The sequence below is a fragment of the Sinorhizobium sp. NG07B genome, assembly GCF_002532005.1.
GTDB lineage: Bacteria > Pseudomonadota > Alphaproteobacteria > Rhizobiales > Rhizobiaceae > Sinorhizobium > Sinorhizobium fredii_C.
The window spans coordinates 33,531-55,709 of sequence record NZ_NWTD01000014.1 but is presented as its reverse complement, the minus strand read 5'-3'; the positions used below and the strand labels follow the sequence as shown (position 1 = coordinate 55,709).

The window sequence follows — 22,179 nt, the reverse complement described above, 5'->3', positions numbered from 1 at the left end:
CGAAGACGGCATGGCGTGAACCGAGAGGTTGTTCAGCATATAACGTCAACCGACTTCAGTCGGACATTTGGCAGACGTCCACTGGACGATCTCGTTCGACAGGCTAGAAGTATCGCGAGAGAGCTCAACCTGCAAACGCTCACACCTGTCAGAATGGCTCTTGCGGATCTGTTATTCGGGTATCCCCTGGTAGTGACAGTCACCGCTTGCGGCGACCCATATTTTCTTGGGAGCGTTTGATCTCGCTCAAAGACCGGCGACGAAGCATGCATCAATTAAGGTGCTTTTTAAAGTCGAGGCTTTTGTCACAGCCGGAAAGTAATTTTGTGACATAGCGCAAGGGAGGGCAGGCCTAGCCGCGTTTCTGGGATTACCCGCGGCAAGGTAAGCATCTGGCTTGTTTCCAACGCTAACACGAGGAGGAGCGTGATTATGGCCCACGCAGATGGAGGTTTTATACCTGGCAAGACGGACACGGCGGAGCTGAGTGACCAGGGCTCTCCGGCCGCGGATTTCCGCATTGAAAGAAAGGAAGCGCGAAAATGGCGCATCAGCCTTCTTTCGCTAAGGGCAAGTCCCTGGTTCGAGACTAACTTTTCAAGGAGCACTCGAGACGGGCACGTGTTCGAGACTGGTCTTGCCGGGGCGAACGCCTTTATCCGAAAGGCGCGAATGGATGGCTTTAGAATCGAATATATAGGGCCACTCGCACGATCGTATTTCTAACCGGACATTCCTCGAGATTCCCAATCTGCGTCGCCGCTGGCCGCTCGAATAACGGCCAGAAAGATCTCCTCGCTCGATAGTCGACCCGCGACCCCGGCGCAGGCAGAAGGCTGCCATGAGCATGAGACCGATCGTCGCGGGGGCGAAGCCGTTGTACAAAAGCGGAGGCCCAGCGAGGCTCGCGGCCCCGAACGAGAAAGTGCGTGCCCCGAAAACTTAGCGAGACTAAAGGGCCCACCACCCACGAGGATGCTGCTGCCGTCGACGAAGCGCTCGTCAATATCCGAAGCTACTTCATGCCAAAGCGCGCAAAGCAGAAGTTGTGAAACAACGGACGAAAGCCGTGCGCTGCTCGCCTGCGCCTGGTCGCCGGGAGAGGTTTCGAAAGGAACGCGAGAAAAGCCGTACCCAAAAAGGCATTGCGAATGGGCAGGGTCGCAACCTTTATACCCTGGCCGGCTTCGACTTACCTTCCTTAGCGCACTCAGGAGGACGCCGGGTCCTTTGAGACGTCGCTTTGATAGGTGGACAGTAAGCTGGCTCGCTCCTATTGCAGGTAGTTTTCACGGAGCCTAGCGGCGGTGGCGGTGCAGCCTCCTCATGTCACGTGGAACCGCGCAAGCATCCTCTTAAGCTGCAAGTTCTGTGCATAAAGCTGTTCAGCCAGCAGTCTCTTTAGCCGCTTGTTTTCTGCCTCAAGGGCCGCAACTTCCTCTAGGGAGCTCGCATTGTCAGCGGTCGCGGATGGCCCGTTTTTGCGCTCGTTTGGACGCGTTGAAGTTGACCCAATTGCCCGGGCCGGCGCATACCTGGCACGCTTTCGAGAACGGCCCCTTGGTGTTGCTTGCGGCCCCGACGTCGGCTGGGTTTCTTCTACCACTGCAACACGCTCGTCGGGCAGACGCTCGGCCTCACGCTGCTTTTGTTCTTCAGTTCCTGCGGCAAGGTCCAACGGCACGGCTTCTGCTGCAACGTCGATATCGCCCGAAGGTTCGCTTGCAGAACCAACATCGATCTGCTGAGATACCATGTCTCCACTTGCGTCAGGCGTGACAGGTACTTCAGTCGAATTGAACAGGTGGGACGACTCCTCTTCTACTGCGCGGGCCAAAGCCTTGAGGTCTGTGTCCCCCCAAATGGAGTTTGTCCTCGCCTTAGTCTGTCGACGCCCCGACTTGAATTCAACGATGAAGCTCCGTTGTGGTACTTTCATATACCCTGAACCTTAAGCATTTTAAAAAACCACTCCTAGCCAGCGCCGGTGAGCCCCTGGCTGCGGACGCATATATCTCCTCACCTCGCGCTTCAACTCACTAGCGCGCGAGCCGCGGGAACATTCGCGTGACTGATTGCCCATCATGGACAATATCATGCCAGCGGTTACGGGCCGGCGCGGGCCTAGCTGGCTTAGTCTAGTCCGAGTCTTTTGCGCAGGTCGGCATTCTCCGCTCGCAACTTTTCCGCCAGAAGCTTGCGGAGCCGCTGGTTTTCCTCTTCCAGTCGAACGAAATCAGCCAACTCGTCGTCACCGGCCAGAACAGCCTTCTCGGGCTTTTGTTCAGCGGGCTTTGCGGTCCGTTTCCACTGATAGTAGGTCTGCTCCGATATGCCGGCGCTCTTTATGGCGTCTTTGAGTGTGCCTTTGCCTTCATTGACTTGCGACTCGATGAGCTTGAGCTTCTCGGCTTTCTCTTGTTCGCCATACCTTCTGGGCTTTGCGGCCGGCGCCGTCGATTGGGTGCGAGCTGGTTCGGCAGCCGCCTTCTGGCGTCTTGGCGACTTCTGCTTCTTACCCGTTGGTGTTTTCACTTCAGCATTCGTCTCTGCAACTGCAGAAATCGGTCCTGTGTTACTCTCGTCAGCCATCCTAAACTCTCCTTAAGTCATCACCTGTTTTGATCTGAGTGAACTACAGAGTCAACAGACCGTCAAACTCCTAGTTTTTGCATACTTAATCTTGGGTCTGTGCTGTCGAGTGATGTCGCAAGAAGGACTTCCGCCTTCGCAATTGGAACCTCGTGTCTCATCTTCATCGCATCGACGCGAAATTACCTATCTGCAGGGGGATGGCCTTAGTACCACGCGCGGATCGGGAGCCGGCAACCCAAGCTGAAACTCATCCCCGCGTCTGTGCAACGGCGCGGCATGCGGTCAGCCGATGCCCGTCAACTCGGATTACAGTTCGTAAGCAACAAGATCGGCTGCAATGCCTCGCTGAGGAAACCGGCATAACGCGAGGATGCCCTCGCACCGGCATCGCAATCGTCGTGCTGAACAAATTAGTCTCGCCCCGGATGCAAGCGGCCCAGTGACTTACGCGAAAACCTCTGTGCGACCGTGCGGCCTTACTAGGGAAGGCGACGTGATACCCGCATTCGATCTCGCGAGAGTTGGCCCATTCCAAGGCAAAGTTAGGATGAATATAGTGACCGGCCAAGAATCGATTTTCGGGACCGCGTTATCCCCGTCGGTTCGCTATACAGCAACCGCCCCAGCAATCAGGAGAAATCATGGAAACCGTGGAAATCAGCAGCCGTAGCGAGTTTGTTCTGTGGGCGATACAGCGCGCGCAGGAAATTGTGACCTCGGAGGGCGCGGCGTTTGCCATGGCGGCTCATGACATGAACGAGGAAGCGGTGACGGATACTGCAGTGATGCTAGGCAAGGCCATAAGTGACGCGTTGTTGGAAGTGTTCGATAGCCTGACAGATGATACGTTATAGTTTCCGCTCTCCTCTGATGTCGCGCCATGTGGTCGTTTCGCGTCTGCTTTAAAGACGGCTGAAGCTTCATGAACAGGTTCGCTCGCCTCACGCAACGCATGAAGCATGTCAAGCTGTAATGCCATCCTCGTGGGCTCCCGTGCTCCGGGTACACCAGGGTGAGAGGAGCGTCGGACCCGGCAAAATGAAATCGTCAGCTCAAGACGAGTCAACGACACCAAAGCTGTTAAAAAAGACATCTTAGGCCTGTCCCCGCCTTCCTTCCGACCGAAATACCTGCACGCTGAGCGAATCTGAGCGACTTGCAAACAAAGGAGAAGACCGTTGAGCGAATGGAGTTCGGGCAATGAGGAACGGAGGCTCGAGCTGACGAGCCGAATTGTGGCCGCTTATCTGAGCCGCAATGTTGTTCCAGCCGCAGATCTGCCTGATCTTATCGAGCAGACGTATTCCTCGCTGAGCAGCACATCTCAGTCAGACAAGGCCGACGTTGCCGTTGAAGAACGTCGCCCCGCCATTCCGATCAAGAAGTCGGTGACATCCGAATTCATCATTTGCCTCGAGGATGGCCAAAAGTTCAAATCGCTGAGGCGGCACCTGATGGCAAAGTACGGGCTTACACCTGAGGAATATCGTGCAAGGTGGAACCTTCCGGCTGACTACCCGATGGTTGCTCCAAACTATGCTCGACAACGCTCCGCGCTCGCGCGTGCAGCCGGCTTTGGCAAGAGACGGGAGGTACGCGAGTAGACCCGCAGCTCCGACCGGCAAGACATCGCATGAGGTGTCGTTGAACTCTGTCCGAGACAGCTGTTGCACCCGGCGCGCAAGTTGCAGGATTCCGCGTCGTCGATGCTTTCCGAGGCGTCGACGGCCAACACAAGAGCCACGTCCACGCAAGGAGACAATCCGGCGGCAGGTAAAGCGGCGCAGAAAAGGACGCCGGCAAACGCACAGAATCGTACCATTTCCCTCATGGGAGCCCGCTTGTTACAAGGCTCATGTGGGCACCTCCTCGCCGAGGTTTTGAAGTCCAGGCGGCATCTCGGCTCGCGGGTAGGCATATCAACCCGTGGCGCGAGATCGCTGCGGAAGTTACCGGAACCGAAATAGGCTTCTGCTTTAGCTATGGCTGAGACGCGGGTCATATTGAAAGCCCTGTCGCCGCTGATCGAATACGGCCGGACGAGTTCGAAAGAGCAGCTTTCTCGTCATTCGTAAGCCTGGCGCCTTGGGTACAGGCCGACCACGGCTGACCACCAATGCCATCATGCGGCCGTCTGCCTGATAAGGAGGAATCCCAGTGGCTCCGCGCCCATGGCATCGGTTACCTCGCCGGAAACAACGACTTTTCGCGTCCGCGAGAGCATTCGCCAAGTGTCGCGCAATGCGGATGCGCTTGGCATTCGGCCCCCCTTCCACCCCCCGTGGGCACAACCAGTGTGGCGATCATATTGAGTGCTCTTCACGCGACGGCCTGTGGCTTCCGCTTTCGAGCGAAATCCGCCCGCGATCATCGTCCGTTCGGACGGCCCTCAGGTAAGGGAATGGGTCGTGACCGCATCAAGGGTCGGGCTGACGATCCAGCCTGTCAGGATGCCATCGCCCTTTTCCGATTCGGGACTGGACATACTTCGCGTAGGATACCGGGTCTTTCGGCCGTTTCGCGCGATGGCGAGTCCTGTTGCAGTGATGACAAGCGGCGACGATGTTGCGCTCGTCATCGGCCCCGCCCTTGCCTCTTTCGAGGAGATGCTCCGCGGTGCAGCGGTATCGCAGCGTTTCCCTCAATGACAGCGAGAAGCGCTTGCCGAAGGCGGTTTGGTCTTCGTCCCACATGGGTTCCAAGCAGTAGTGGCAACGCCCTCGCTGGCGTTGCGCGGCTTTGTTCCTGAGCATTCTTAGCTTGCGACTGTTTCTCATGAGTCCACGTCCTTTGCTTCATTCTGAAGCGGACGTGCAGCGAACCTTTGAAGGGCCGCCCCTCAGTCGGGAGGAGAATCCTCGCACAAGACGACGCATCTGAATGCGCCACTCCGCAGTCTTTGAACCGGACGAGCGCCGTTTGTAGGCAACCCGCTGTCTAGTCTTGACCAGCAAGGCAAGCTGATGTCTCGCCCCCGCTGTTTCAGGCTAAACAAAGCGGCGTGATTGTCAACTATCGCGCCTGCTCGCCCTACCTCCAGCGCCTCCGTTCATCACAATGCGGCTTGATACCGGGTCTGGTTGGGCTGACCTGCGAGTTCTGTTCCACCTCTGCGCCCCTCTCACCAATTCTGTTTTTCGAGCGGGCGGCTGAGGCGCGGCCGTCCGACGTGAAAATTGCAATCCGCGTGACGGAGATTTGAACAGAGGCAGACATCGTCCCTGCGTGATTCAATTATACGCCCAAAGGAGCGCTGTTATGGAGGAGGTGACCGGCCAAAAGTCGGGATACATCGGAACGACCAGGGACGTCATCGTTTCTGGCGCTAGGAAACTACGAATTCGCAACCCCTCGCGTCTCCGGCGGATCATCATTCGACGGTGACCGACTTTGCGAGGTTGCGCGGCTGATCGACGTCGGTGCCCATGAAGACCGCCGTGTGATAGGCGAGCAGTTGGACCGGCAGCGAGAAGATCATCGGCGCGATGATTTCGTCGACGTTTGGAAGTACGATCGTATGCATCGTGTCGAGCTTCGAAGCGGCAGCGCCCTTCCCGTCGGTAATCAGAATGATCCGTCCGCCACGCGCCGCCACTTCCTGCATGTTGGAAACGGTCTTGTCGAAAAAGCGGTCATGCGGCGCGATCACGATCACCGGCATGTTTTCGTCGATCAGAGCGATCGGACCATGTTTCAGCTCGCCGGCAGCATAGCCTTCCGCGTGGATATAGGAAATTTCCTTGAGCTTCAGGGCACCTTCCATCGCGAGCGGGAAGCTTGTGCCGCGACCGAGATAAAGCACATCGCGGCACTTCGACAATTCGCGCGACAGGAACTCGATCTTCGGCTGGATGCTGTTGAGCACCTGCCCCATGAGGCGCGGCATCTCGGCAAGGCTCCTCACCAGCGCCTGCTCCTCCTGCTCGCTGACAGTGCCGCGCGCCCTGCCGGCAGCGACGGCGAGCGCGGCCAGGACCGCAAGCTGGCAGGTGAAGGCCTTGGTCGACGCCACGCCGATCTCCGGCCCCGCGAGAATCGGGAAGACGGCGTCGGACTCGCGCGCGATCGTCGATTCGCGCGTATTGACGACCGCGCCGATCTTCAGGCCGTGTTCCTTGCAGTAGCGCAGGGAAGCAAGCGTGTCGGCTGTCTCGCCCGATTGCGAGATGAAGAGAGCGGCCGACTGCGGCGAAAGCGGAATTTCGCGGTAGCGGAACTCCGAAGCGACATCGATTTCGACCGGCAGTCGTGCATAGCGCTCGAACCAATATTTGCCGATTAGCCCTGCCAGATACGCGGTGCCGCAGGCGGAGATCGCCAGGCTCGGCACCTTGGCGAAGTCGATCGCGTCCGAAACCGGCAGCACCCGATGGTCAATGAAGTTGATATAATGGCTGAGCGCGTGGGAGATGACCTCCGGCTGCTCGTAGATTTCCTTCTCCATGAAATGGCGATGGTTGCCCTTGTCGACCGGAAAGGCGACGTTTAAGCAGACCTCCCGCGGCCGGGCGGCTACATTGCCGTCGATATCAAAGATCTGGGCACCGGTCTTGTCGATGATCGCCCAATCGCCATCGATAAGATAGGTGATTTCATTGGTGAAGGGCCCGAGTGCGATGGCGTCGGATCCAAGGAACATTTCGCCCTCGCCGTGACCAATCGCCAGCGGCGGGCCATTACGGGCCGCCATGATCGTCAACGGATCGTCCTGGAAAAGAACGGCAAGTGCATAGGCGCCCTTCAACCGCCTCAGCGTCGCAAACATCGCCTCGCGCCGCCCAAAGCCGTCACGGCGAAATCTTGCCAGCAACTGCGCGACGACTTCCGTGTCGGTCTCGGTCTGGAATTCGGCACCCGCTTCGGACAACTCGTCCTTCAGCTCGGCAAAATTCTCGATGATGCCGTTGTGCACGACAGCGACGCCGTCGGTGAAATGCGGATGGGCATTGCGCTCGGTCGGCGCCCCGTGGGTCGCCCAGCGCGTATGGCCTATGCCGATTGCGCCGGCCAGAGGCTGTTCTCTCAACCTTGCCTCGAGATTGAAAATCTTTCCCTCGGCGCGCCGGCGATCGAGCGCTCCGCCATCGATGGTCGCAACCCCGGCCGAATCGTAGCCGCGATATTCCAGGCGCTTCAACGCATCGACCAACCGCTCCGAGACCGGCTGCTGCCCGACGATACCCACAATCCCGCACATATCCCCTCTTCGCGTTCCTTCCCGCCGATACGGCGTACTCAAATACCCCGTCTGAGCGGGCAATGCCGATAGCTTCCCGGTTGCCTCGCACGGGCGATCGTGCCTTCGCTGCGCGTCACCTGCTGTTGTCAATCGGCCGAGCGAAAATGCCGGCAGGTAAGTCTGCTGGACTTGATTTTCGTTAGTTTCAGCACTTTCTAATGGCGCTCGATGGATCGGGAAAATTGATTGTTTGGATAACAGGCATTTGCGTTACGGATGCATTACGCTGATGCGCTTCAAGGGCTCTGGCCGCAAAGTGCTCGCTGTGCTCGACGCGCGGATGACAGAGCATCTCGCAAGTCGACATGCAGCCGGTGGAACAGAGAATTGAAGCTGATGTTATCTGCTCTCAGCAGATTCTCGGCAATTGCTCGCCCGTAAGCCAGTCGACGATCCGGCGGCCGCCGAAGGAGGTCGACATCTGCACGAAGCAGTCGTCGTCAGCGACGACATGTCCGATGAGGGCCGCCTCGCGCCCGAGGGGATGTGCACGCATCGCATCCAGAATTGCTTCGGCGCCTTCCGGTGCGGCGACAGCGACAAGCTTGCCCTCATTGGCGACATTGAGCGGATCGAGCCCCAGAAACTCGCAAACCGCAGCCACCTGCGGCTTGATCGGGATCGCTTCCTCATCGATATGGAAGCCGACCTTCGACTGGCTCGCGACCTCGTTGAGAGTGGCGGCGAGGCCGCCTCGCGTGGGATCGCGCATCAGCCGGATGTGCCTCCCACCGGCTTCTACCATCATGGCCACTAGCGTGTGCAGGGGAGCGCTATCGGAGACGATCGCCGCATCGAATTCTAAGTTCTCGCGGTTCGACAACACGGCGACGCCATGATCACCAATCGAGCCGGAGAGGATAACCGCATCGCGCGGCCGGGCGGCATCGGCGCGCAGATCGAGCCCGTCCAGGACCCTGCCGACACCAGCCGTCGAGATGAAGACACCGTCGGCTTTACCTCGCTCGACCACCTTGGTATCGCCGGTGATAATCGGCACACCGGCCTCGCGCGAAGCCACGCCCATGCTGTCGGCGATGCGTTTGAGATCGGCGAGCGGAAAGCCCTCCTCGATGATAAAGCTCGCTGAGAGATATAGCGGCCGAGCAGCGGCCATGGCGATGTCGTTGATCGTGCCGTGCACGGCGAGTGAGCCGATATTCCCGCCGGGAAAAAACAGCGGCGAGACGACATAGCCGTCGGTGCTCATCACCATGCGGCCGTCCGAAACGGCGAAGGCTGACTGGTCATTCCCGGCACGCAGCCATTCGTTGTCGAAGGCCTCGTGGAAGATACCCCCGATGAGTTGTCTCATGGCACGTCCGCCGGCGCCATGCGATAGATCGACCCGGCCTTCCGCAAGATCGAGCTTTCGATTGTAGCCGTCGGTCATCATGTTCATGTGATCACCCTCCGGGCGTTCACCTGCCCTGCCTTCTCGCGCAAGCGGCCATAGGTCCAGTGTGCGGCGCAGGCACCTTCCGAAGACACCATGCAGGACCCCATCGGCGTATCGGGCGTACAGACCGCGCCAAACAGCTTGCATTCGGCAGGTTGCTTGGCTCCGCGCAGAATGGCGCCGCATTCACAGGCGGGATTGTCCTTGGCCCTGGATGTCACCATCGAAAAACGCTTCTCGGCATCGTAGGCCGCATATTGCGGACGCAGCTGCAGCCCGCTCAAAGGCAGTTCGCCAAGACCTCTCCATTCGAAGCTCTCGCGCAGCTCGAAAAAATTCGCCACCTCCGCCTGCGCCTTCTCGTTGCCGAGTCTGGTCACCGCGCGGATGTACTGGTTTTCGACCACATGCCTCCCGTCGTTGATCTGCCGCACCAGCATCAGGATTGCCTGGATGACATCGAGTGGCTCGAAGCCTGCCACTACGACCGGCTTGCAAAATTTCTCGGCGAACAATTCGTAGGGCTTTGTGCCGATCACGGCGCTGACATGAGCTGGGCCGATGAACCCATCGATTTTGATCGTGCCGAGCTTGCGGACAGGCGGGCTTTCGACAATGTGGTGCATGGCCGCCGGTGTCACTACATGGTTGCAGAAGACCGAGAAATTGCCGAGGCCCTTGGCGATAGCCGTCTTGAGTGCAAGCGCGGTTGGCGGCGTCGTGGTCTCGAAGCCAATCGCGAAGAACACCACCTCGCGCTCGGGCTCCGTCTTGGCGATCCTCAGCGCGTCGAGCGTCGAATAGACTATGCGGATATCGGCGCCGGCCGCCTTGGCCTCAAGCAGGCTCGAACGATTTGTGCCCGGGACTCGCATCAGGTCGCCGTAAGTGCACAGCGTAATCTCGGGACGGGTCGCAAGCGCGATCGCCGCGTCGATGCGGCCGATCGGCAGCACGCAGACCGGACAGCCCGGGCCGTGGATCATCCGGACATTGGCAGGTAGCAAATCGTCAAGCCCGTAACGGGAGATCGCGTGAGTGTGCCCGCCGCAGAACTCCATGAGGCAATAGGAGCGGGCCGCATCGGCAAGAGCCGCTATCCGATCCGCAATAAGCTTGGCGAGCCTTCCGTCTCGATATTCGTCGATATATTTCATGACGCGTCACCGATCGAAGCCTCTTGGATCAGCGTGAGCGTCCGTTGCGCCTCCTCAGGTTTAATCTTCGTCAGCGCATAGCCGACATGGAGGATGACGTAGTCGCCCGGCCGGACATCGTCTATTAGGGCCGTCGAGATGACCTTCAAGACGCCGTCAAGCGTGACTTTCGCCATCTCGCCGGACAGGACTTCGGTGACCTGGACCGGTATGGCTAGGCACATGTCGGGCTCTCCAGCGCCGACGCACGCTTGTTCATGATGACTTGGCGCGCATGGGCCGCTTGCCCAAGCGCAACTCCCCCGTCATTGGCCGGCGTCAGACGTGGTAGATATGGGTGAAGGCCGCGCTGCCGCAGCGCCTGCGCTAGACCCGCCGCAAGGACGCGGTTCGTCATACATCCACCGCTGAGCGCAACCTGCCGCGTGCCGAGGCTTGCCGCACCCTTGGCCGCCCAATCTGCAAGGCCGGCAATCAGCGTACCATGGAAGAGGTCGGCGGCATCGGCGGCGCCGTTGCCTGTCTCAGTCAGACGCAGAATAAGCGGCCGAAAGTCGAGCACCCCGTTCTTTATGGCATACCCACCAGGAAGGCAGCGCGGCGCCCGAACCAGCGCCTCGAATTCCATCGCCGCCTGCCCCTCATAGGTCTGAACAAGGCGAGTGCCCGATATCGCCGCGGCAGCATCGAAGAGCCTGCCGAGGCTGCTCGTAACCGGGGACCGCATGCGGTGGCTGAACATCGCCGTCAATTGCGCCATGCAGGAATGAGCCGGCGCGAGCGCCAGCGCCAGGTCGATACGGCCCGCGGCCTGAAGCGCCGCGACCCCCATGCGCCAGGGTTCACGCGCCGCGCGGTCGCCACCCGGCAGCGGCAGCGGCATGAGGGATCCCAAGCGCCGCCAGTCATGTCGCTCGACTGCAAGCATCTCGCCGCCCCAACTGCTGCCGTCGATGCCAAAGCCGTAGCCGTCAAGCGCGAGCCCTAGAACCGACCCGGCAAGCCGATGCTCCGCAACGACGGCGGCGATATGAGCGAGATGGTGCTGGACTCGCACGACCGGCAGACCGAAGCTCTCCGCCATCCGCACCGAGCGGAAATCTGGATGCAGGTCGCAGGCCGCGAATTCCAACTTCACATCAAGGATCGAACAGAGATGGGCAGCCGCCTCAAGCTGGAAGCGTATCGCCTCCCTATTGTCGAGGCCGCCCACATGTTGCGACAGGAAGGCCTCGTCCCCCCTTGTGACGCATAGGGTGTTCTTGAGGTCTGCACCGGTGGCAATCACGGAAGGTCCGTCCTCGCCGAGGTCGATGGGCTCTGGCACAAAACCGCGGGCGCGGCGGATGAAGGCGGGAGCGCCGTCGATCACCTGCATAACTGAGTCGTCGGCACGCATGATGATATCGCGATCATGGGTGACGATAAGATCGGCGACCGCGGATAGGCGGAGCTCAACATCCATATTGTCTGCGACGAGCGGCTCACCACCGGGATTGGCACTGGTCGCAACCAGCGCAGGGGGACAGAACGGCGATAAACGATCGAGCTCATCGAACAGGAGGAAGTGCGTGGGTGCGTAGGCCAGAATGAGACCTATCCGGCGGAGCCCGGGAGCAATGAGATTGGAGAGTTCGCCGGCAACGGCCTCGACCAGAACGATCGGGCTCGCGGCGGAGGTCAGCAATTCCTCTTCGGCGTCGGTCAGCTGCGCGAGTTGCCGTGCCGCCGGGATATCCCGCACCATGACGGCGAAAGGCTTCTGGTCCCGACCCTTGCGCATCCTAAGGAGATCGATCGCCACGTCGTTGCGGGCATCGCAGTGCAGGTGGAACCCGCCGACCCCCTTAAGTGCGATGATCGCGCCGCCTTCTAGCCGCGCCGCCAACTCGGCGACCGGATGGCTGAGCCTCGGACCGCAATCCGGACAGGCAATGGGCTCGGCATGGAACCGCCGGTTCTCCGGGTCGTCATATTCAGCCGCGCAGGCACCGCACATCGAAAACGAGGCCATCGAGGTCTGGGCGCGATCATAGGGAAGCGAGCCGGTGATAGTGAAGCGCGGGCCGCACTGGGTACAGTTGACGAAGGGATAGCCAAAAAACCGGCTTCCCGGATCCTTGAGCTCCCGCCGGCATTCCTCGCAAGTCGCGGCGTCGGCGCCGATACGAGCCGCACTCCTGCCGCAGAGGCTGTCGAGAATTTCGAATCGTTTGTCGCCGACAGGCGCCAGTTCCAGTACATCGACGGCGTCGATACGGGCAAGGGGCGGCGCCTGAGTTCGGATCTCCCTGGAGAAGTCGTCTGCGCCCAGGCCCTCGATCTCGATCAGCACGCCCGCACTGTCATTAAGGACGTATCCGGAGAGCCGCATCTTGCGCGCGAGCCTGTAGATGAAAGGCCGAAAGCCGACGCCTTGCACAGTGCCGCGCACCCGCAGCCTAATCCGCCGGCGGACCTGGCGTTCGGCCGGTTGTGCGTGCACCCGCGCCATTGTTCACACCACCCTCGAGCGCGCAGCGGACGCTTCGAGCCAGCCATAGAAGGCTTCCATCCCCTCGCCCGAGCGCGCGGAGACAATCAGGCTGTGCAGCCGCGGATTCACGCAGAGCGCGTTGGTGATGCAAAGCTCGATGTTGAAATCCAGATAGGGCAGCAGGTCCGCCTTGTTGAGGATCATCAGGTCGGCGGCGGCGAACATGTCGGGATATTTGAGCGGCTTGTCCTCGCCCTCGGTGACCGAGAGCACCACGATCTTGTAAGCCTCGCCGAGATCGAAAGCGGCGGGACAGACAAGATTGCCAACATTCTCGATGAAGAGCGCAGAGCCCGGCTCAGGCGCAAGGTCCTCGACCGCATGACCGACCATATGGGCGTCGAGATGGCAGCCCTTGCCGGTGTTGATCTGGATCGCGCGTGCGCCTGCCTCGCGAATGCGAGCCGCGTCATTCGAAGTCTGCTGATCGCCCTCGATGACATTGATCGTCATACGATCCTTAAGCTCGCCGATCGCCTGCACAAGCAGGCTGGTCTTGCCCGAGCCCGGGCTGGAGACAAAGTTGAGCGCGAAAATCCCCTGGTTTACGAAAAACCTCCGATTTTCGGCCGCATAAGCGTCGTTCTTGGAGAGTATCTCCCTCTCGACCTGGATGATCCGTTCCTGGCTCATGCCGGGAACATGCACGCCGCCCAGGCCGTCGCTGCGGTGATTACGGGCGCCATCGCGGTGGAGATGATCGTGAGCATGACGGTCATGGCCGTGATGGTGATGATGGTCACGGTCGAGCCCTTCGCCCTTGCTATGGCCATGGCTGCCCGCCTCGTGATTGCAGCTTTCGACGGGTGAGGCTCCACAACCGCATACCGTGCACATCAAATCACCTCCATGTCCCTGATCTTCATTTCGTCGCCTGCGGTTATCTGGATTCGATGCCGCCCGCAGCCGGGGCAGGGACCGAATCGCTTCTGCAAAGCTACTTTCTTGCCGCAATCGAGGCACCAGCCCTCGCCGGCGATGCGATTGATCTCGAGCTTCGCCCGTCCAGCGAGCGTGCCGTGCCGCACCGCTTCGTAACAGAAGAGCAACGCGTCAGGATCGACGTGGCTCAGCACGCCGACATCGAGACGGATTGACTGGACCTGTCTTGCGCCATTCAGCCGCGCGGTCTCGCACACAATCTCAATCACGCTTTCCATCAGCGACATCTCATGCATCGTCGGCCTCATGGAGGCCGACATCGAAAGCGACGCAAGGGTCGAACAGAACGGCGAGCCGGGAGACGGAGCGGGGGGCGCAATCGTCTGAGCCGATCCGCGACCACAGAAGTGTTTCGACGAAAGGGCCGGCCGGATGAAAGTTCCATGCGGTCGGGGCAAGGATTCGATAGGCCGAGAGCCTGCCGTTGTCGGCTATCTCTGCCTGATGATAAAGCCGGCCGCGTGCACATTCCACGGCTCCATAGCCGCCCGCGCCCGGCGTCGGTGCGCCGCAGGCGAGAGTTGCCCAGTCAGCTTCGCCTGCGCCGGCGAGAGTTTTCAATTGCCCGAGGCAGTAGCTGACATCGCTGATCCGGGCCAGGAAGCGCTGCACGAGATGGGAGCCCGCGGCAGCTCCCCATGCGGGGCGGCGGGCGTAGGCCCCCGTCTCGACAACCCGGCCGGGAAGATCCGGCAGGTTGGTGTAATCGGGTTCATCACGGAGGCGGGCGATGACCTCCGGGTCATCTTCGACGGTCAGCGCATCAAGCCGCCGGTCAGCAAAAACTCGATCGTCGACTATGTCCTGCAGCATTGCTGCACAGGCCGAGCCCGGCAAGGGCATGTCGCCCGGGTCGGAAACTCCGATCGCCCTGGCCACTGAGCAGAGGCGAGCGACCGCCAAAGCGAGATGTTGGGGGTTCGTCTTGCCGCTACTCGCCTGCGCAATTATCTCCTGTGAGGCAGCCTGTGCCTGTCGCAGACATCTGCCGGCGACCCTCGCAAGCTCGCTCGGCAATGGAGACAGCCAATGGAGAATCAGCGCCCGCAGAGTTTCGAAGATCCGTTCGGCGTGCAGACCTGCGGCGGCCGCGACGCGCTCCCCTTCACCCATGGGCAGATCTGCCGCATTCAGGACAGCGAGCCTTGAGGCGACCGATTGCGAGAAGCCGCATAGCGAAAACAGCTGCCGTGCGAGTGTGGGCGCCTCCTCTGCCCGGCGGCCGACGAAGATGCGGGTTAGGCCTTGCGGCCGGTTCGTCTTCACTGCGACGGAAGATGCAACTCCGCCTGACACCGTCACCGCAATACTGATCGTGCCCTGCCGGCGAAGAAACGTCATTTCGACACCTCCTCGCACCTGAGGAACCGCCCGCGCAACAGTTCCCGCCGGTTGAAGACCGCGGCTGGTGCCCGCGCAGGCTCGGGCGTAGCGGGACCTAAGAGGGCACGGGCGGCCTCCTCCGCCGTTTCGATTGCCGCTTCCATCGTGGCGAATTCGAAGACCGGCGAGAGCAGCGCGCAGGAATCGACCCGGCCGATCCCGTGGAGCTCGCCGGCAATGAATTCGCCTCTCCCGGCAGGAAGGCCGATTCGAACGATGGTGCCAATGGCGGCAGGCGCGACAGGTGTCCCTTCAGGCAGATCGACGCCCACCAGATTCATGAACCAAGGTGTGGTCACAATGCCGAAGGCGCGGCCGCGATAGGTCCGGAAGCCTGTAGCCGCGACCTTAAGCGCCGGATTGCAGATCGGCACGTCAGTCATGGCGGTTTCGTGAATGTGTCGATAGCAGGCCACAACCCGTTCGCCGAGCGCCAGCGCCGTGCCGGATACGGCCTCGCACTTGTCTGAGGAGCCGCTCATTTGAAGTGGGCCTCCTCCATCTCCCGAAGCCGCATCCTTGAGTCCTGGAAATCCTCCTCGGCGGCAATGGCGATCGAGGGTATGTCGCAGATCTCCAGCGTATCGAGAATGATCGTGTCCATGACGTCATAGAACTGCACCGACCAGACCTTGCGAGCCCCGGTCGCGACAATTCGGCAAGTTCTATATCCGCGAGAGGTGAGCCGCACCGGCCCAACCCCTAGTGAATCTTGCAGGAAGGTCATGTCTTGCGGACTCATAGGGAAGAGCGAGAAGGTGATGACATGAGCTGGGTCGCTGTCGCGATGGCGGGTGATCCGATCACCGATTTCGGTGAGCAAGGGCATGACATTCATGGCGCCAGCCGGCGCAGCGCCGTGGCTGATCGATGCCGGTAGTCGGGAACAGGCCAGCCTGACAGCAGCGGGAATGCTGCCCACCTCGATATAGTCGGCAACGATCCGACCGTCACCGACGGTGAAGCGGATCCGCCAGACGCCGGCCATGACAGCCTCCTGCACCTGGGCGATGATGCCGTTCTCCAGCACAGCGACACCGGCAACCTCGCCCTCGCCGAGGATCTGGGTGATCAGCTCTCTGTCGTCCTCTGGATAGTCGGTGATGTCGAACATCCGGCTCGGCCGGTCGGACTTATAAACCGCCAGCGCATCCGCGAGCGCCGGCAGGAGCAGCGCCGTCCTCCAACATCGGCGGATCAGCTCATCTGCCCTATTGGTCGAGAGCAAATTGAGCCTGCGAGCGTGGAGAGGTTCGGCGTCAAAGGTGATCACGCTTGCCTCACCCTTTGGGGCGGCCCAGAAACCAGGCTTCATCGCACGATCGCCTTGGCGGCACGGGTGATCGCGAGGTTCGGCCCGCCGGTGCGCACCTTGATTGACACGACGGAAGAAAACCGGGCGCCGAATTTCTCGACGTTCACCGACCGGTCGCTGGCCTTGCCGACCACGCCTGCCGTTCGCTCACGTCCGATAGCGGCCAAGCTCGGCTCAACCACGTTCAAGCGGCCCTTGAGCTTGCCATTGGCCGTTCGGCAGACCACAGCACCGCGCTGGCCGCAAAAGACCTGCGGTAGATGGGGACGAACGACCGCGACTCCTTCGACCTCTAGCCGCTGCGCGGGAGTACCGGTGAAGACCAGCGCGGGGTTGTCGGGTTCGCCCTTCGATCGTACGACACACGCATCGATATTCGTCTCATCGATGACGGATAGCGCCCGCTCCCTCGCGGGGCGGACCAAGATAGATGGCATCGTCTCCTCCACAAATCAGCACTCCGAACGTTCCGGGGTAGTTTGCAAGCGCCGTGCCAAACTGAAGAAATCGAGCTGCGGTGATCTGGAAGGGGAAAACCACCATCGGCAGTCTGGACATGTTGCTTTCACTCGGTGCGAAGATGCGGCGGCAATTCGGGCTCGCGGGAAATAAGATCGGCAAAGAGCGGTTCGAAGGCCCGGCCTTCGCTGGCTTCAACGAGGCCGGCGAGCGCGTCGTCGATCGCGCGGGCCTCATCGGCGTCGAGCACGCGAATGGCGGAGCCGAGATGAGTGAGGAGGTGGGTTCCGGTCGGCTGTGGGCCGACAAGCAAGAGGGAGATTGTAGCTATTGCGCCATGACGCTCGCACTGCGCGACGAACTCATTGGCAGTGACGATCCGCATGGGAATCGCTATGCACATGGTGCTCCTCCTCTACCTTTCCGATGCTGCAGAATCCGCAGGCGCGGGAACAGCGCTGCCGTACGAAGCCCAATAGCGCCAGCTTGTGAGATGCGCAGGCGAGCAGAACCGCGTCCGCACAGGCGATGGCCGTCTGCGGCGGCGACCTGCCGTTGGGGAACCCGATAAACCCAGCTCGATGCCGAGGGGACGCAGGATAAATTATGGCGGCAGTGGAGCCTGCCATATCGCCCACGCGTCCTTTCCGGCAGCTTGGCGCCATGTGCATAGCCATGGAAGAGGTTTTTAGGACTCTTCTCACCAGTTCGACGCCACCCGTTCGGCACGGCGCTCATAGTTTTCCATGTCGATATCGTTTTCGAGAAGCGGCGGAACCACTGCCCCTTCAGGCCTCGCGGCAACGGCGACGCCCCAGTCCCGCAGTGTCCGGAAGGCGGTGTCGACGGCCGCCGGAATGACGGCCTTGACCGGAGCTGTCAACGAACCGCCCCAGTTTTCAAGATCAAGCGGCTGGCAACCGATCAGGGTCAGGCGCTCGGGGTATTGTCCCATGAGATCTGCCGCGCTCAGCACTTCCTGGAAGCCGGTCTGGTGCAGACTCATTTTCTTGGCACTGGTGAACTTCGGCACTTCATCGTCCTCGACCACCTTCATCGTCCCCGGTGCGAGGCCGTAGTCGATCGCGTCGAAGACGATGAGCCGGTCGTGCTCGTTGACGAACTGCACCAGGTAGAGGCCCTGCGTGCCGCCGTCGAGGACGGTGACGTTGGCAGGCACTTCATAGGCCCTGTGGAAGGCTTCGACCGCACGCACGCCAAATCCTTCGTCGGCCCAGAGAATATTGCCGATTCCGAGCACGAGAATGCGGGGCGCGGCGCGAATGGGGGTTTGATGATGGAGCAACCGTCTAGTCCTCCATGTCCTTGGACAGCCGCTCGCCCGAGATCATCGACGAGATGATGCTTTGCGAACTCATGATGTCCTCGCGGACCGCTACATAAATGTGGACGATCGCAAAAATGAGAATGACCCACATTCCGAGATGATGGTTGGTGTGGATATCCTGACTATTCGGCCAGATCGAGAATACCCAGCCAAAAAGCATATATTCCCAACTGTCTCGGCCCGCACCGTCGCTGTAGAGCGCAAAGCCGGTGATCACCATGAAGAACAGCGGCATGGTGAACATGAGGAACATGGTGAACCGCGCCAACGGATTGTGGCCTAGATACTTCCTTGGCTGGGGTGCCATGAACATGTACCAGCGAACTTCATGCGACCACTCCTTCCAGAAGCGGTCGCTCCAGATGGGTATGTAGAAGATTTGCCGGGCATGCACGCCACCCACAAAGACCCAATAGACCCGCAGGATCAGGAGCACTGTGAGGATCTGTGCCGCCGCGAAGTGGATGAAGCGGATACGGCCCATCAGATAGTTGGCGCTCGCCTCCCCGGACACGGACGTCAGCGGCGAGGCGATGAGGTAGCCGGTCAGAGCGAGGATCATGATCGAGGAGGCATTGACCCAATGCCAGATGCGCACCGGTGCATCGTAAACATGGACGCTCAGGCGCCCGACTTCCTTTTTTTCATGGAGAGCCATCAGCAAACCTCCTTACCGGATCTGAACCCTCGTCCTTTCCTGCCCGTTCGGGCCCATGATATGGGTCGAGCATGCCAGGCAGGGATCGAAGGAATGGATGGTTCTCAGGATTTCAAGTGGCTGAGCAGGGTCGGACATCGGCATATCCATAAGCGCCGCCTCGAAGGCGCCGATGTCTCCAGCGGGATCACGTGGACTGCCGTTCCACGTCGTGGGAACGACGCACTGGTAGTTATCGATTCTCCCGTCCTTGATCTTGATCCAGTGCGCGAGCGCACCGCGCGGCGCCTCCGTAAAGCCGACGCCCTTGACCACCCTGGGCCACGTCTCCGGCTTCCACTTGTCGACATGGGCAGTGTAGGAATCGCCGCTTCTGATGCTGGCGATCAGCTTGTTGTGAAAGTGGCGCATCTGGTGGCCGGCCCAGGTAGATTCAAGGGCGCGGGCGGCGGTGCGGCCGAACGTCGAGTAGAGCGCCGATAACGGCAGGCCGAGATCCTTGAGGACCTTATCGACCGGCTCCTTGAACTCGGCCTTGTCCTGGGCGTAGCCGAGGACCCAACGCGCCAGCGGCCCGACCTCCATGGCATGACCCCGCCAGCGTGGCGCCTTGATCCAGGAATATTTCGCGTTCTCGTCGAGCTGTTCAATATTGGTCTTGCTGCCCTTGGCGTTTGGCCCGAGCTCGTAATGAGGCTCGGTGACGCCGTCCCAGGGATGCAGGCCCTTGGTCTCGTCGGGATATCTGTACCAGGAGTGTGTCACGAATTCCTGGATCTGCTCGGGATCGGCATGGTCGACGGGATGCACTTCCGCGAGTTTGCCGTTGATAATCGCGCCCCGCGGCAGCTTTAGGTTCGCTTCCGAATAGTCGTTGGCATGCTCCGGCACGTCGCCATAGGCGAGCACATTTTTGCCGGAGAGACCGCCGCCATAGAGCCAGTCCTTGTAGAAGGTCCCGATCGCCATGATGTCGGGAATGTAGACTTTGTCGTTGAACTCGATCAGCTGATCGATGACGGACCCGACCATGTTCAGCCGTTCCATGTTGATAGCGCCGACACCGCCGGTTCCGTCGATATTGATCGGACATGGCACGCCCCCGACCAGCCAGTTCGGATGCGGGTTTTTCCCACCGAAGATCGCGTGGATCTTGACGATCTCCTTCTGGAAATCGAGCGCCTCCAGATAGTGCGTCAACACCATCAGGTTTGCCTCGGGCGGCAGCTTGTAGGAGGCATTGCCCCAATAGCCATTCTTGAACGGACCGGGCTGGCCCGACTCGATGAATTTCTTGAGCCGTGCCTGGACGTCCTTGAAATAACCGGGCGAGGAAAGCGGCCAGTCGGATACCGACTGTGCCAGCGCCGAGGTCGCCCTCGGATCGGCCGACAGCGACGAGATCACGTCAACCCAGTCAAGCGCGTGCAGGTGATAGAAGTGCACGACGTGGTCATGAACCAGCAAGGCAAGCTGCATGAGGTTGCGGATGGAATTGGCGTTTTCGGGAATCGTGATGCCGAGCGCGTTTTCCACTGCTCGCACCGAGGTCAAGGCATGCGTGCCGGTGCAGACGCCACAGATGCGCTCCGTGAAGGCCCAGGCGTCTCTCGGATCGCGATTCTTGAGGATCACCTCGATGCCCCGCCACATGGTTCCGGTTGACACGGCGTTGCGAATGACATTGTTCTCATCGACATTGACCTCGATCCGCATATGGCCCTCGATGCGGGTGACGGGATCGACGACGATGCGTTTGCCGGAATTGTCCAGCGTGTAGCCTGTCGGAGTATCGATCGTCATGGCGGTGTTTCCTGCCCGTGCGATGCTTTGGTCCTTCCGCGCTTCGTGGTTACGCGCTTAATGACGGTCACAGCGGCATGCGCGGCGATCGCGCCACCGACGACGCCAGCCGCGGTCAAGCCGATCTTGTCGGCATCGGCCTCGATGCCGAACTGTTCAAAGTTGGTCAGCCGGTCATAGAAGCTGCCCTGATCCCAGAAGCTTTCTTCGGAACAGCCGATGCAACCGTGGCCCGACTGGATCGGGAATGAAACGCCGCTGTTCCAACGCACTGTGGAACAGGCGTTGTAGGTCGTCGGGCCCTTGCAGCCCGTCTTATAGAGACAATAGCCCTTGCGCGCGCCCTCGTCGTCCCACTGCTCGACGAACTGGCCGGCGTCGAAGTGCGGGCGGCGATAGCACTTGTCGTGAATCCGCTGCGAATAGAACATCTTCGGCCGCCCCTGACGGTCGAGCTCGGGCAGCTTGTCGAAAGTGATGATGAAGGTGACCACGCCGGTCATCACCTCGGCAATCGGGGGGCAGCCCGGAACTTTGATGATCGGCTTGCCGTGGATCACTTTGTCAACCGGCGTTGCCCGGGTCGGATTCGGCTTAGCCGCCTGTACGCAGCCCCAGGCGGCACAGGAGCCCCAGGCGATGACCGCCATCGCATCCTCTGCCATCCACCTCAGCTTGTCGACGAAAGGCCGGCCACCGGTGATGCAGTACATGCCGTCCTCGTTGAGCGGCGGGTTGCCCTCGACGGCTAGGATGTACTTGCCCTTATATTTCGCCCTGGTTTCCTCGAGAATGGCTTCGGCCTGATGGCCGGCAGCGGCCATAATCATTTCATCGTAGTCGAGCGAGATCATCGACAGCACGACATCCTTTACCAAAGGATGGGCCGAACGGATGAAGCTCTCCGAACAGCAGGTGCATTCGAGCCCATGCATCCAGATGACAGGCACACGTTCCTTGGTCTGAAGCGCCTCGGCCATGGCGGTCGCCGCACCCGGACCGAAGCCAAGGCTCGCGGCCGTCAGACTGCAGAACTTGGTGAAGCTGCGTCGGGTGATTCCCTGGCGGCGAATGACATCGTAGAATGTCTCAGCAGTTGCCATCGTGCTCCTCCAGCAATCCGTTCTAAACCACGTCCCGATTGGCAACCGCTTTGTCACAGGGGCATCGTGCAAGAAGCGGACCGGTTCCCGTTGGCCGACCACGTCTTCGTCAAGGCTTTGTTCAGAGGAGAAAACGAAGGGGTGGCGTGCCAACGATGGGTGATCGTCGTCCTCAATCGGCATGCGAGAGTATGGCGGAGCATCGATTGAGTAATCTATCAAGTGGGCCCGTCTTCAAGCCC

The 22,179-nt window shown here is 60.4% G+C and carries 21 protein-coding genes and 1 pseudogene; 4 read left to right on the top strand and 18 right to left on the bottom strand.

Annotated features, from left to right (window positions below):
• The first annotated feature begins 432 nt into the window (after positions 1-432).
• Positions 433-726 carry a hypothetical protein gene (locus tag CO664_RS31395; protein WP_097527572.1) on the top strand — a complete coding sequence of 98 codons (294 nt, stop codon included), beginning with the start codon at positions 433-435 and terminating at the stop codon, positions 724-726.
• A gap of 209 nt (positions 727-935) precedes the next feature.
• A pseudogene (locus tag CO664_RS26865) lies at positions 936-1,052 on the top strand (YecA family protein); the annotation flags it as partial.
• 272 nt (positions 1,053-1,324) lie between these two features.
• On the opposite strand, the gene CO664_RS26860 reads toward CO664_RS26865, so the two are convergent.
• Together CO664_RS26860 and CO664_RS26855 are read right to left on the bottom strand one after the other, a co-directional pair.
• Entirely contained in the window at positions 1,325-1,939 is a 615-nt protein-coding gene (locus tag CO664_RS26860) for a hypothetical protein (protein WP_028004109.1), read from the bottom strand.
• Positions 1,940-2,133: 194 nt separating this feature from the next.
• The gene (locus CO664_RS26855) at positions 2,134-2,592 is read right to left on the bottom strand and encodes a transposase (protein ID WP_097527571.1); all 459 of its coding nucleotides are present in this window, start codon (positions 2,590-2,592) and stop codon (positions 2,134-2,136) included.
• A gap of 644 nt (positions 2,593-3,236) precedes the next feature.
• Here CO664_RS26855 and CO664_RS26850 point away from each other — a divergent pair.
• The gene (locus CO664_RS26850) at positions 3,237-3,449 is read left to right on the top strand and encodes a hypothetical protein (protein ID WP_018098952.1); all 213 of its coding nucleotides are present in this window, start codon (positions 3,237-3,239) and stop codon (positions 3,447-3,449) included.
• A 324-nt stretch (positions 3,450-3,773) separates the two neighbouring features.
• A complete protein-coding gene (locus tag CO664_RS26845; protein WP_097527570.1) occupies positions 3,774-4,199 on the top strand; it encodes a MucR family transcriptional regulator in 426 nt (141 codons plus the stop codon).
• Between the two features lie 1,766 nt (positions 4,200-5,965).
• On the opposite strand, the gene glmS is transcribed toward CO664_RS26845, so the two are convergent.
• From glmS to CO664_RS26760, 16 genes are all read right to left on the bottom strand, one after another.
• On the bottom strand, positions 5,966-7,792 hold the full coding sequence (glmS, locus tag CO664_RS26835) for a glutamine--fructose-6-phosphate transaminase (isomerizing) (protein WP_097527568.1): 1,827 nt from the start codon (positions 7,790-7,792) through the stop codon (positions 5,966-5,968).
• A gap of 391 nt (positions 7,793-8,183) precedes the next feature.
• Positions 8,184-9,236, bottom strand: a complete 1,053-nt coding sequence (gene hypE, locus CO664_RS26830) for a hydrogenase expression/formation protein HypE (protein WP_097527567.1) — start codon at positions 9,234-9,236, stop codon at positions 8,184-8,186.
• Positions 9,233-10,390 (bottom strand): hydrogenase formation protein HypD, encoded by a 1,158-nt coding sequence (gene hypD, locus CO664_RS26825; RefSeq protein WP_097527566.1) that lies wholly within the window; start codon positions 10,388-10,390, stop codon positions 9,233-9,235. Before hypD ends, hypE begins: the two co-directional genes overlap by 4 nt.
• Positions 10,387-10,614: a HypC/HybG/HupF family hydrogenase formation chaperone gene (locus CO664_RS26820; protein ID WP_097527565.1), complete on the bottom strand. Its 228-nt coding sequence runs from the start codon at positions 10,612-10,614 to the stop codon at positions 10,387-10,389. Before CO664_RS26820 ends, hypD begins: the two co-directional genes overlap by 4 nt.
• Positions 10,605-12,884 (bottom strand): carbamoyltransferase HypF, encoded by a 2,280-nt coding sequence (gene hypF / locus CO664_RS26815; RefSeq protein ID WP_097527564.1) that lies wholly within the window; start codon positions 12,882-12,884, stop codon positions 10,605-10,607. Before hypF ends, CO664_RS26820 begins: the two co-directional genes overlap by 10 nt.
• A 3-nt stretch (positions 12,885-12,887) precedes the next feature.
• Entirely contained in the window at positions 12,888-13,763 is an 876-nt protein-coding gene (gene hypB / locus CO664_RS26810; RefSeq protein WP_097527563.1) for a hydrogenase nickel incorporation protein HypB, read from the bottom strand.
• A complete protein-coding gene (hypA, locus tag CO664_RS26805) occupies positions 13,763-14,104 on the bottom strand; it encodes a hydrogenase maturation nickel metallochaperone HypA (RefSeq protein WP_097527562.1) in 342 nt (113 codons plus the stop codon). Before hypA ends, hypB begins: the two co-directional genes overlap by 1 nt.
• Positions 14,097-15,209 carry a nickel-dependent hydrogenase large subunit gene (locus CO664_RS26800; protein WP_097527561.1) on the bottom strand — a complete coding sequence of 371 codons (1,113 nt, stop codon included), beginning with the start codon at positions 15,207-15,209 and terminating at the stop codon, positions 14,097-14,099. The genes hypA and CO664_RS26800 overlap by 8 nt, the downstream gene beginning before the upstream one ends.
• Positions 15,206-15,733 carry a [NiFe]-hydrogenase assembly chaperone HybE gene (gene hybE / locus CO664_RS26795; RefSeq protein ID WP_097527560.1) on the bottom strand — a complete coding sequence of 176 codons (528 nt, stop codon included), beginning with the start codon at positions 15,731-15,733 and terminating at the stop codon, positions 15,206-15,208. Before hybE ends, CO664_RS26800 begins: the two co-directional genes overlap by 4 nt.
• Complete coding sequence (locus CO664_RS26790) at positions 15,730-16,566, bottom strand: hydrogenase expression/formation protein (protein WP_097527559.1); 837 nt, start codon at positions 16,564-16,566, stop codon at positions 15,730-15,732. Before CO664_RS26790 ends, hybE begins: the two co-directional genes overlap by 4 nt.
• Positions 16,563-17,003 carry a hydrogenase accessory protein gene (locus CO664_RS26785; RefSeq protein ID WP_097527558.1) on the bottom strand — a complete coding sequence of 147 codons (441 nt, stop codon included), beginning with the start codon at positions 17,001-17,003 and terminating at the stop codon, positions 16,563-16,565. Before CO664_RS26785 ends, CO664_RS26790 begins: the two co-directional genes overlap by 4 nt.
• Before the next feature lie 128 nt (positions 17,004-17,131).
• Positions 17,132-17,428, bottom strand: a complete 297-nt coding sequence (locus CO664_RS26780) for a HypC/HybG/HupF family hydrogenase formation chaperone (RefSeq protein ID WP_028004120.1) — start codon at positions 17,426-17,428, stop codon at positions 17,132-17,134.
• Between the two features lie 297 nt (positions 17,429-17,725).
• The gene (locus CO664_RS26775; protein ID WP_176536684.1) at positions 17,726-18,331 is read right to left on the bottom strand and encodes a HyaD/HybD family hydrogenase maturation endopeptidase; all 606 of its coding nucleotides are present in this window, start codon (positions 18,329-18,331) and stop codon (positions 17,726-17,728) included.
• Between the two features lie 4 nt (positions 18,332-18,335).
• Complete coding sequence (gene cybH, locus CO664_RS26770) at positions 18,336-19,031, bottom strand: Ni/Fe-hydrogenase, b-type cytochrome subunit (protein WP_097527557.1); 696 nt, start codon at positions 19,029-19,031, stop codon at positions 18,336-18,338.
• 12 nt (positions 19,032-19,043) lie between these two features.
• Positions 19,044-20,834, bottom strand: a complete 1,791-nt coding sequence (locus CO664_RS26765; RefSeq protein WP_097527556.1) for a nickel-dependent hydrogenase large subunit — start codon at positions 20,832-20,834, stop codon at positions 19,044-19,046.
• Positions 20,831-21,937 carry a hydrogenase small subunit gene (locus CO664_RS26760; protein ID WP_097527555.1) on the bottom strand — a complete coding sequence of 369 codons (1,107 nt, stop codon included), beginning with the start codon at positions 21,935-21,937 and terminating at the stop codon, positions 20,831-20,833. The genes CO664_RS26765 and CO664_RS26760 overlap by 4 nt, the downstream gene beginning before the upstream one ends.
• Between the last annotated feature and the right edge of the window lie 242 nt (positions 21,938-22,179).